The 9799-nt window shown below is 70.4% G+C and carries 9 protein-coding genes and 2 pseudogenes; 5 read left to right on the top strand and 6 right to left on the bottom strand.

Going from position 1 to position 9799, the window contains the following annotated elements; genetic code table 11:
- Positions 1 to 90: 90 nt before the first annotated feature.
- On the bottom strand, positions 91 to 1917 hold the full coding sequence (locus ACIBAF_RS25710) for an AMP-dependent synthetase/ligase (protein ID WP_399465996.1): 1827 nt from the start codon (positions 1915 to 1917) through the stop codon (positions 91 to 93).
- Between the two features lie 370 nt (positions 1918 to 2287).
- Positions 2288 to 3256, bottom strand: coding sequence for a LysR substrate-binding domain-containing protein (locus ACIBAF_RS25705; protein ID WP_399465994.1), 969 nt, complete (start codon positions 3254 to 3256; stop codon positions 2288 to 2290).
- A 144-nt stretch (positions 3257 to 3400) separates the two neighbouring features.
- Here ACIBAF_RS25705 and ACIBAF_RS25700 point away from each other — a divergent pair, with 144 nt between their 5' ends.
- Entirely contained in the window at positions 3401 to 4417 is a 1017-nt protein-coding gene (locus ACIBAF_RS25700; protein ID WP_399465992.1) for a bile acid:sodium symporter family protein, read from the top strand.
- 73 nt (positions 4418 to 4490) lie between these two features.
- Here the strand turns inward: ACIBAF_RS25700 and ACIBAF_RS25695 are convergent, their stop codons facing one another.
- Complete coding sequence (locus ACIBAF_RS25695; protein ID WP_399465990.1) at positions 4491 to 5408, bottom strand: zinc-binding alcohol dehydrogenase family protein; 918 nt, start codon at positions 5406 to 5408, stop codon at positions 4491 to 4493.
- Positions 5409 to 5489: 81 nt separating this feature from the next.
- Between ACIBAF_RS25695 and ACIBAF_RS25690 the strand changes: the two genes are divergently transcribed.
- Together ACIBAF_RS25690 and ACIBAF_RS25685 are read left to right on the top strand one after the other, a co-directional pair.
- Entirely contained in the window at positions 5490 to 5927 is a 438-nt protein-coding gene (locus ACIBAF_RS25690; protein WP_399465988.1) for a MarR family winged helix-turn-helix transcriptional regulator, read from the top strand.
- 19 nt (positions 5928 to 5946) lie between these two features.
- Positions 5947 to 6474 (top strand): isochorismatase family protein, encoded by a 528-nt coding sequence (locus ACIBAF_RS25685; RefSeq protein WP_399465986.1) that lies wholly within the window; start codon positions 5947 to 5949, stop codon positions 6472 to 6474.
- Positions 6475 to 6599: 125 nt separating this feature from the next.
- On the opposite strand, the gene fdhD is transcribed toward ACIBAF_RS25685, so the two are convergent.
- The 3 genes and pseudogenes from fdhD to ACIBAF_RS25670 all read right to left on the bottom strand — a co-directional run.
- Positions 6600 to 7448 carry a formate dehydrogenase accessory sulfurtransferase FdhD gene (gene fdhD / locus ACIBAF_RS25680; protein WP_399465984.1) on the bottom strand — a complete coding sequence of 283 codons (849 nt, stop codon included), beginning with the start codon at positions 7446 to 7448 and terminating at the stop codon, positions 6600 to 6602.
- A gap of 7 nt (positions 7449 to 7455) precedes the next feature.
- A pseudogene (locus tag ACIBAF_RS25675) lies at positions 7456 to 7572 on the bottom strand (Fe-S-binding domain-containing protein); the annotation flags it as partial.
- Positions 7573 to 7605: 33 nt separating this feature from the next.
- Positions 7606 to 8058: pseudogene (locus tag ACIBAF_RS25670) on the bottom strand (RNA-guided endonuclease InsQ/TnpB family protein); the annotation flags it as partial.
- 186 nt (positions 8059 to 8244) lie between these two features.
- On the opposite strand from ACIBAF_RS25670, the gene ACIBAF_RS25665 reads away from it, so the two are divergent.
- Positions 8245 to 9579: an OFA family MFS transporter gene (locus ACIBAF_RS25665; RefSeq protein WP_399465982.1), complete on the top strand. Its 1335-nt coding sequence runs from the start codon at positions 8245 to 8247 to the stop codon at positions 9577 to 9579.
- The gene (locus ACIBAF_RS25660; RefSeq protein WP_399465980.1) at positions 9545 to 9682 is read left to right on the top strand and encodes a hypothetical protein; all 138 of its coding nucleotides are present in this window, start codon (positions 9545 to 9547) and stop codon (positions 9680 to 9682) included. Before ACIBAF_RS25665 ends, ACIBAF_RS25660 begins: the two co-directional genes overlap by 35 nt.
- Positions 9683 to 9799 lie beyond the last annotated feature (117 nt).

Raw genomic sequence — 9799 nt, 5'->3', positions numbered from 1 at the left:
GACGGAGGAACTCCCACTCCTGATCAGACAGTTCATGGCGACGTATCACACGACCATGATCCACTACTCAAGATCAATTGAAGACACGACCTAGGTGCGGTACAGCGCGTCGACCTCGTTCGCGTAAGCGTTTTCGATCGCCTTGCGCTTCAGTTTCAGCGACGGCGTCAGCAGTCCGTGCTCCTCGGTGAACGGCTGGGCGAGGATGCGGAACGTGCGGATCGACTCGGCCTGCGAGACCAGCGTGTTCGCCGCCACGACCGCCCGGCGCACCTCCGCCTCCAGATCCGCGTCGCGCACCAGCTCGACGGGCGTCAGCTGCGGTTTGCCGCGCATCTGCAGCCAGTGCTCGACGGCCTCGTGGTCGAGGGTGACCAGCGCGGCCACGAACGGCCGGTCGTTGCCGACGACGATGCACTGGCTGACCAGCGGATGGTCGCGCACCCGCTCCTCCAGCAGCCCCGGCGAGACGCTCTTGCCGCCGGAGGTGACCAGGATTTCCTTCTTGCGGCCGGTAATGGTGAGGTAACCGTCTTCGTCGAGGGAACCCAGGTCGCCGGTGGCCAGCCAGCCGTCGTGCAGGGTCTCGTCGGTGGCCTTGGGGTTGTTGAGGTAACCCTGGAACACGTTGTCGCCGCGCAGCCAGATCTCGGCGTCGTCCGCGATGTGCACGGTCATCCCCGGGATGGGCTGGCCGACGGTGCCGTACCGGGTGCGTCCCGGCGGGTTGGCGGTCGCGGCCGCGGTCGTCTCCGTCAGGCCGTAACCCTCGTAGATCTGCACGCCCGCGCCGGCGAAGAACAGGCCGAGCTTGCGGTCCATGCCCGAGCCGCCGGACATGGCGTGCCGGACTCGGCCGCCCATGGCCGCGCGCACCTTGGAGTAGACGAGCTTGTCGAAGAGCTGGTGCTGCATGCGCAGGCCCGCCGAGGGGCCGGGGCCGGTGCCCCAGGCCTTCGCCTCGATGGCCTCCGCGTAGTTCACGGCCACGTCGACGGCCTTCTCGAACGGCCCGGCCCTGCCCTCCCGCTCCGCCTTGCGACGGGCCGCGTTGAAGACCTTCTCGAAGATGTACGGCACGGCCAGGAAGAACGTCGGCCGGAAGGCGGCCAGGTCGGGGAGCAGGGCGGCCGCTTGCAGCTGGGGCTGGTGGCCGAAGCGGACCCTGCCGCGGATCGCCGCGATCTGCACCATCCGCCCGAAGACGTGCGCGAGCGGCAGGAACAGCAGGGTCGCCGCCTCGTCGCCCCGCTTGGAGTGGAACACCGGCTCCCAGCGCTCGATGACCGTGTCCGCCTCGAACATGAAGTTGCCGTGCGAGATGACACAGCCCTTGGGCCGGCCCGTCGTACCGGAGGTGTAGATGATCGTCGCGGTCGAGTCGGGGGTGACCGCTTCGCGGTGCCGGTGCACCACGTCGTCCTCGATGGAGGCGCCGGCCTCGTACAGCTCCTGCACACAGCCCGAGTCCAGCTGCCACAGCTGCCGCAACTGAGGGAGGCGGTCGATGACGGTGGCGATCGTCATCGCATGGTCCTCGTGCTCGACGACCGCGGCTGTGCACTCGGCGTCGTAGAGCATCCAGAAACACTGTTCCGCGGAGGAGGTCGAGTAGATCGGCACCACCTGGGCGCCGATCGTCCACAGGGCGTAGTCGAACAGCGTCCACTCGTAACGGGTGCGGGACATGATCGCGACGCGGTCGCCGAACCGGATGCCCTGGGCGAGCAGGCCCTTGGCGAGGGCGAGCACCTCGTCGCGGAACTCGGCGGCGGTCACGTCCCGCCATTCGCCCCGTTCGTCCTTGCGGCCGAGGCTGATGTACTGCGGGTCGTCCTGGGCGTGTTGGAAGACGACGTCGGCCAGACCGCCGACCGGCGGTGCCAACGCCAACGGAGGGTTGGTGAACTCGCGCAAACCCGTACCCCGCTTCTCATGGCCCCACAGCGCCGTGAAAGCTACCCCACCCGACGACGGGGCGGGAGGGGGCCGGAAAGCGAGCGATGCTCTCGTCTGCGCTGGTCAGTGCCGGAAAATGGGCTCACATGGGGAAGGGTCGGACAGAAAGCTGACGGTTGAGTAAGTTTCGGCACCGTAATCTCCACCGAATCTGCCCGTACCGCTTACGCTGCCCGACCCCTCCCGAGGCCCGTCACGGCCTTCGTCGCCGATCCCTGCCCCATGGGTCCCGGGCGCGGGTTCACCCTCTCTTCCGACAGCGGCGGAGCGTCCGATTCCGTTACTCCGGCCGCAGGTGAACGCGGACCGCAGGGGGTGCTCGCGCAGTTCAGCCCTCGTCGGCTTCCCGGGTTTCCCGGGCCTCCCGGGCCTCCCGGGCCTCCCGGGCCTCCCGTGCTTCCCGCGGGTCGATGCGCCGGGCGGGCCCCGCCGTCGGCCGCCGGTGCAGGCGGTCGCCGCCCGCCAGGATCGCCGCCGCCAGGGCGTCCGCGGCGCCCTGGGCCGACGTACGCCTGCCTCCGTGCACCAGCACGAAGTCGACCCGTCCCAGTTCCGGCAGCCCCGCCCGATCCGGGATCCGCACCAGGCCCGGCGGGATCAGGCCCCGCGAGTGCGCCATCACGCCCAGGCCCGCCCGGGCCGCCGCGATGAGGCCGTTGAGGCTGCCGCTCGTGCAGACGATCCGCCAGGCCCGCCCCTGCCGCTCCAGCGCCTCCAGGGCCAGCGCCCGGGTGATGCCCGGCGGCGGGAAGACGATCAGCGGAACCGGACGCTCGGCGTCCAGACGCAGCCGCTCCGCGCCGATCCACACCAGCCGGTCGTGCCACACCAGCTCGCCCCGCGGATCCTCGGGGCGCCGCTTGGCCAGCACCAGGTCCAGTTTTCCGGCGGCCAGCTGCTCGTGCAGGGTGCCCGACAGCTCCACCGTCAGTTCCAGGTCGACCTCGGGGTGGTCGTGGCGGAAGCCCTCCAGGATCTCCGGGAGCCGGGTCAGGACGAAGTCCTCCGAGGCGCCGAAGCGCAGCCGGCCGCGTAGCCGGGTGCCGGTGAAGAAGGCCGTGGCCTGTTCGTGCACGTCCAGGATCCGGCGCGCGAAGCCGAGCATCGCCTCGCCGTCCTCCGTGAGCTCCACGGAGTGCGTGTCCCGGGTGAACAGCGCCCGGCCCGTCGCGTCCTCCAGGCGCCGCACATGCTGGCTGACGGTGGACTGGCGCAGCCCGAGCCGCCGCGCGGCCTGCGTGAAACTCAGCGTCTGGGCGACGGCGAGGAAGGTGCGCAGATGGGAGGGTTCGTACACGCCCGCCACAGTAACCGTTGTCATCGCGATTCGCGATGACAGTGAGAGCGGTATGCCAGATTCCCGATCACGGTGCGCGGGAGGACGATGGAGAGGGGCCCTCCGGGCCCGGACGCAAGCCCATCGAACCGCACGTGGAGCACCGTGAAACGCCTGCACTGGCCGAGTTGGATGCCGGTCGACCCCTACATCCTGCTGTTGCTCGGGACCGTCGGGCTCGCGGCGCTGTTCCCGGCCCGCGGCACCGCCGCCGACGTGGCCTCCGGCGCCTCCACGGCCGCGATCGCCTTCCTCTTCTTTCTGTACGGCGCCCGCCTGTCCACCCGTGAGGCGCTGGACGGACTGAAACACTGGCGACTCCATGTGACCGTCCTGGCCTGCACTTTCGTGGTCTTCCCGCTGCTGGGCCTGGCCGCGCGCGGCCTCGTCCCGGTGTTCCTCACCCACCCGCTCTACCAGGGGCTGCTCTTCCTCGCCCTCGTCCCGTCGACGATCCAGTCGTCGATCGCCTTCACCTCCATCGCCCGCGGCAACGTGCCCGCCGCGATCTGTGCGGGCTCCTTCTCCTCGCTGGTCGGCATCGTCGTCACCCCGCTGCTTGCGGCGGCCCTGCTCGGCAGCAGCGGCGGCGGCTTCTCCGCCGACTCGCTCGTCGAGATCGTGCTGCAACTGCTCGTGCCGTTCCTCGCGGGGCAACTGCTGCGCCGCTGGATCGGCGGCTTCGTCGCCCGGCACAAGAAGGTGCTGGGACTGGTCGACCGCGGCTCGATCCTCCTCGTCGTCTACACCGCGTTCAGCGAGGGCATGGTCCAGGGCATCTGGCACCAGGTCAGCGCCGTACGACTGGGCGGACTGCTCGTCGTCGAGGCCGTGCTGCTCGCGGTGATGCTGACCCTGACCTGGTACGGCGGCAAGGCGCTGCGGTTCGATCGTGAGGACCGCATCGCCATCCAGTTCGCCGGCTCGAAGAAGTCCCTCGCCTCCGGACTGCCCATGGCGAGCGTCCTGTTCGGCGCGCACGCCTCCCTCGCCGTACTGCCGCTGATGCTCTTCCACCAGATGCAGCTCATGGTGTGCGCCGTCATCGCCAAACGTCGGGCACGGGATCCGCTTCAGGCCTCGGGGGAACGTCTTGACGAGCGGGCCCGGGCCAGGGCGTGAGACGGCCGTCGGCGGGAGAGGCCGAGAGCGGACGAGCGGTCCACCGAACCACTGGCTGCCGACGACCTCCAGCTCACGGCACCAGAACCACCTTCCCCAGATTGCTCCGTGACTCGATCGTCTCGTGTGCCTCGGCGGCGTCCTCCAGGCCGAATTCCCGGTGGACGGCCGGCTTCAGCGTCCCCTCCGCGAACAGCTGCCACAGCTCCTGCCGCCACCGCTCGTACACCTCCGGCCTCCCGCGCGCGACGTGGGCCATCTGGAAGCCGATCACGGACTTCGCACCCACCAGCAGGTCGTACGCCCGGATCGTCCCGCCGCCCGAGCTGTAGGCCACGAGTCGCCCGCCGGGAGCGAGGGCCGCGACGGCGGGGGTGAGCAACGCGCCGCCGACGGCGTCCAGGACGTAGTCGACGGGGGCTCCCCAGTCGGCGCGGTCGTAGGCGATGACGTCGTCGGCGCCCACTGCGCCCACGAAGTCGGACTTCGCCGGGTCGGACACGGCGCCCACGACCCGGGCCGCGCCGCGCGTGCGCGCCAGCTGCACGGCGAGGTGGCCGACCCCGCTCGCCGCCGCGGTGACGAGGGCAGCCTCGCCGGGCTCGGGCCGCGCGGCCGTGAGGGCGCCCAGCGCGACCAGGCCGCTGCGCACGAGGGCGACGGCGTCGACCGCGCTCGCGTCCTCCGGGACGGGGGATGCCATGGCCTCGTTCAGGAGCGCGAAGTCGGCGTAGCCGTGACCGAAGCACAGGCCCGTCACGCGCTCGCCGACCCGGAATCCGGCGACCCCGGGCCCGACGGCCACGACCTCCCCGGCGATCTCGCCGCCGAGCGAAATCGGTTCCGTGCCCTCGGTGACCTTGCGGACGACGGGCAGGGTCACGCCGATCGCCGCGCAGCGTACGAGGAGTTCGCCCGGGCCGGGCTCGGGGACGGGCGCCTCCTCCAGGAACAGCGGTCCGCCGATGGAGTCGTACCGGACGCGACGCATCGCACCTCCAGAATTCGTTGGGACTCCCAACGATATCCAGGAGGTCGTTGGGAAGTCCAATGAGTTCGGTAGGCTGGGGACATGTCCGAAGCGCCCCTCGCCGCCATCCGCTCTCTCCCCAGCTGGCTCCTCGGTCGGGCCGCCGCACGCGGCCGCGCCCTGGTCGCCGACGCTCTTGCCGTCGAGGGCCTGAAGATGTGGCACCACGTCGTGCTCTCCGCCGTCCGCGATCTCGCCCCCGTCGCTCAGGCCGACCTCGGGCGCAGTGTCGGACTCGACCCCAAGGACCTGGTCGGCATCCTCAACGACCTGCAGTCCGCGGGCCTCGCCGTGCGCGCTCCGGATCCCGGTGACCGTCGGAAGAACGCCGTGTCGCTCACCGAGGAGGGCCGACAACTGCTCCAGCGCTGTGAGACGGCCGCTCGGGAGGCGAACGACGCCCTGCTCGCCCCGCTCTCGGCGGCCGAGCGGGACCGGTTCTTGGGCCTGTTGACCCGGATTTCCGGCACGGAGGGCTGACGGTGGATAACGTTCCGTCATGACCGCACCGCTCGCGCTCGTCCCCGCGCACACCGCCCTTGTCCTCGTCGACCTGATGGACCGCATCGTCGCGCTGCCCCTGGAGCCCCGTAAGGGGACCGAAGTGCTGTCCGTCGCCGAGGAGTTGGCCGCCGAGTTCCGCTCGGCGGGCGGCCCCGTCGTCCTCGTCCGCGTCGAGCGCCCGGGGGTCGCCGAGCAGCCGCCCGGCAGCGGTCTGGTCCAAGGGCTGCTCCAGGAAGGCGACCTGGAGATCGTCAAGCGCACCATCGGCGCCTTCCAGGGGACCGGACTGGACGACCGTCTCCGTGAACTCGGCGTCACCACGCTCGTGTTCGGCGGCATCGCCACCAACCTCGGCGTCGAGTCCACCGCCCGTGCCGCCGGCGACCTCGGCTACGACCTGCTCTTCGTCGAGGACGCGATGTCCGCTCTCACCGAAGCCGAGCACGAGGCGTCGGTGAAACTGGACTTCCCCCGGCTGGGGACGGTGGTGCGCGCGGCCGAGGTTCGGTTCATGACCGCCTGAGGCGGGAGCGGCTCACGAGGGGCAGGGGCGGCACGGAAACGTGCGGTGGGCCGAGGCGGGGCCCCTGCGGCGCAGGGGGCGCTCCCCGCCGGTCGGGCCCCGCCGCCGTGCAGCGGGGAACCGGGTCAGCCCCGGGCGGCCGCGGTCCGCAGGGTGATGCGGTCCTCACCCGCGTACACGTTCATGGAACTGCCTCGCAGGAAGCCCACCAGGGTCAGCCCGGTCTCCGCGGCCAGGTCCACCGCCAGCGAGGAGGGCGCCGAGACCGCGGCGAGCACCGGGATGCCCGCCATCACGGCCTTCTGCGCCAGCTCGAACGAGGCCCGCCCCGAGACCAGCAGGATCGCCCGGGACAGCGGCAGGTCCCCGCCCTGCAGGGCGCGGCCGACCAGCTTGTCGACCGCGTTGTGCCGGCCCACGTCCTCCCGGACGTCGAGCAGCTCGCCGTCCTCCGAGAACAGGGCCGCCGCGTGGAGCCCCCCGGTCCGGTCGAACACCCGCTGGGCCGCCCGCAGCCGGTCGGGGAGGCTCGCGAGCAGCTCGGGCTCGATCCGCAGCGGGGGAGTGTCGGCGATCGGCCAGCGGGTCGTCGTACGGACCGCGTCCAGGCTCGCCTTTCCGCACAGGCCGCAGGAGGAGGTGGTGTAGACGTTCCGCTCGAGGGTGATGTCGGGGATCGTCACACCGGGGGCCGTGCGTACGTCGACCACGTTGTAGGTGTTGGACCCGTCGGCCGTCGCGCCCGCACAGTAGACGATGTTCAGCAGATCCGATGCGCCGGCCAGGACGCCTTCGCTGACCAGGAAGCCGGCGGCCAGCGCGAAGTCGTCACCGGGCGTGCGCATGGTGATCGCGAGCGGCTTGCCGTTGAGCCGGATCTCCAGTGGTTCCTCGGCGACGAGGGTGTCCGGCCGGGCGGAGACCACTCCGTCCCTGATGCGGACCACCTTGCGTCGTTCGGTGACTCGTCCCATGTCGTCATCAGCCCCGGTTCTGTACGTGCTGGTAGCCGAAGCGGCCCTTGATGCAGAGATTGCCGTGCGTCACCGGGTTGTCGTGCGGTGACGTCACCTTCACGATCTCATTGTCCTGCACGTGACTCCTCCCCCGGCTGAAGCCGGGGGCTTCTCGTTACGCCGGGTTGGCGTAGCGACGGACCAGCCCGGCCCGTAGAACGTTGAGAGCGCCCACCGTGTCGGCGTGCGCGGTGTGGCCGCATGAGACGCAGTGGAACCTTTCCTGTGTGGGCCGGTTCTCCTTCGCGGTGTGCCCGCATTCGGGGCAGGTGCGGGAGGTGTCGCGGGGGTCCACGGCGATCACTTCCCGTCCGGCGCTTTCAGCCTAATTCCCGTGCAGGATCGTCAGGAACACCTCCCATCCGGCGTCGTTGATCGACTTGTTGAGTCCGGCCTTCGCGGCGGCCCCGTTGGGCAGGAACGCGCCTGCCTGGGCGGGGTCGGGTTTCGGCGCGGGGGCCTTGTTCATGTTGCGGATCTTGAGGTCTTCGTGCGCGATGAAGTCGTGTGCGCGGACCAGACTCAGCGCGGTCTTGTGTGCGTGGTCGAGCCGCTGACGCCGGACCTTGCCGAAAGGGTGCGCGCGTGCGCGCGGCACCGGGCCGGAGCCCGCGGCGGTCCCCGCGCCGGTTGTGCAAGCGGTTTCGAAAAACCGGTCGGTCCGACCGTTCGGCGCAGCTCGTATACCGTTCACCGAAAACTGTCGACGCGCCGCCTTCTCAACGCCCTTGTGGGTTCCTAACGTTCAGGATTCATGAGTCCCCCTGTCGCACCGCCCGGCTGGAGCCGCTGGCTCGTCCCCCCGGCCGCGCTCTCGGTCCATCTCTCCATCGGCCAGGCCTACGCATGGTCCGTGTTCAAGCCGCCGCTGGAGTCCGCGCTCGACCTCAGCGGCACGCAGAGCGCGCTTCCCTTCCAGCTCGCCATCGTCATGCTCGGCCTGTCCGCGGCCTTCGGCGGCACGCTGGTGGAGCGCAACGGGCCGCGCTGGGCGATGACCGTCGCCCTGGTCTGCTTCTCGTCCGGCTTCCTGATCTCCGCGCTCGGCGCCGCCACCGAGCAGTACTGGCTGATCGTCCTCGGCTACGGCTTCGTCGGCGGAATCGGTCTCGGCATCGGTTACATCTCACCCGTCTCCACACTGATCAAGTGGTTCCCGGACCGTCCCGGCATGGCCACCGGCATCGCCATCATGGGCTTCGGCGGCGGCGCGCTGATCGCCTCGCCCTGGTCGGCGCAGATGCTGGAGTCGTTCGGCTCCGACAGCTCCGGGATCGCGCTCGCCTTTCTCGTGCACGGGCTTTCGTACGCGGTCTTCATGACGCTGGGCGTACTGCTGGTGCGGGTGCCGCGCAGCGAGCGGCCGGCAGCGGGCGGGCCGAGCGCCGTCGAGGGCGTGCAGGTCTCGGCGCGCAGTGCGGTGCGCACCCCCCAGTTCTGGTGCCTGTGGGTCGTGCTCTGCATGAACGTGACCGCCGGCATCGGCATCCTGGAGAAGGCCGCGCCGATGATCAAGGACTTCTTCGCCGACAGCTCCACCCCGGTCTCGGTGTCCGCCGCCGCCGGCTTCGTCGCCCTGCTGTCCGCGGCGAACATGGCCGGCCGGATCGGCTGGTCGTCCACCTCCGACCTGATCGGACGCAAGAACATCTACCGGGTGTACCTGGGCGTCGGCGCCCTGATGTACGGGCTGATCGCGCTGATCGGCGACTCGTCGAAGCCCCTGTTCGTCCTGTGCGCGCTGGTGATCCTCTCCTTCTACGGCGGCGGGTTCGCGACCATCCCCGCCTACCTCAAGGACCTGTTCGGGACCTACCAGGTCGGCGCGATCCACGGCCGGCTGCTCACCGCGTGGTCCACGGCCGGCGTGCTCGGCCCGCTGATCGTGAACTGGATCGCCGACCGGCAGGAGGACGCCGGAAAGCACGGCTCGTCGCTGTACACGCTGTCCCTGTTCATCATGATCGGGCTGCTCGCCGTCGGCTTCGTCGCCAACGAACTCGTCCGTCCCGTCCACCCCCGTCACCACGTGCCCGCCCAGAAGGAGGTTGCCGATGTCGAACGACAGCAGCCCGAGTCCGCAGCCTGACCGGCGGCCGCTGATCGCCTTCGCCTGGCTGTGGGTGGGGGCGCCGCTCGTCTACGGGCTGTACGAGCTCGTGCAGAAGGCGACGCAGTTGTTCACCGGGTAACGGTTTTCGAGGGGCGCGTGTGCGCCGGGTGGATGTTCGGTGGTTGCTCGGGCGTCCGAGGGCTATGGGGAAGCCGACAACCCGGGAACCGGTTTCCTGTCGCTTCACGCGCCCACG

The sequence above is a fragment of the Streptomyces sp. NPDC051677 genome (genome assembly GCF_044453465.1).
Taxonomy (GTDB): domain Bacteria; phylum Actinomycetota; class Actinomycetes; order Streptomycetales; family Streptomycetaceae; genus Streptomyces.
The sequence above is the reverse complement of the archived record's forward strand: the minus strand, read 5'-3'. Positions and strand labels throughout refer to the sequence as shown.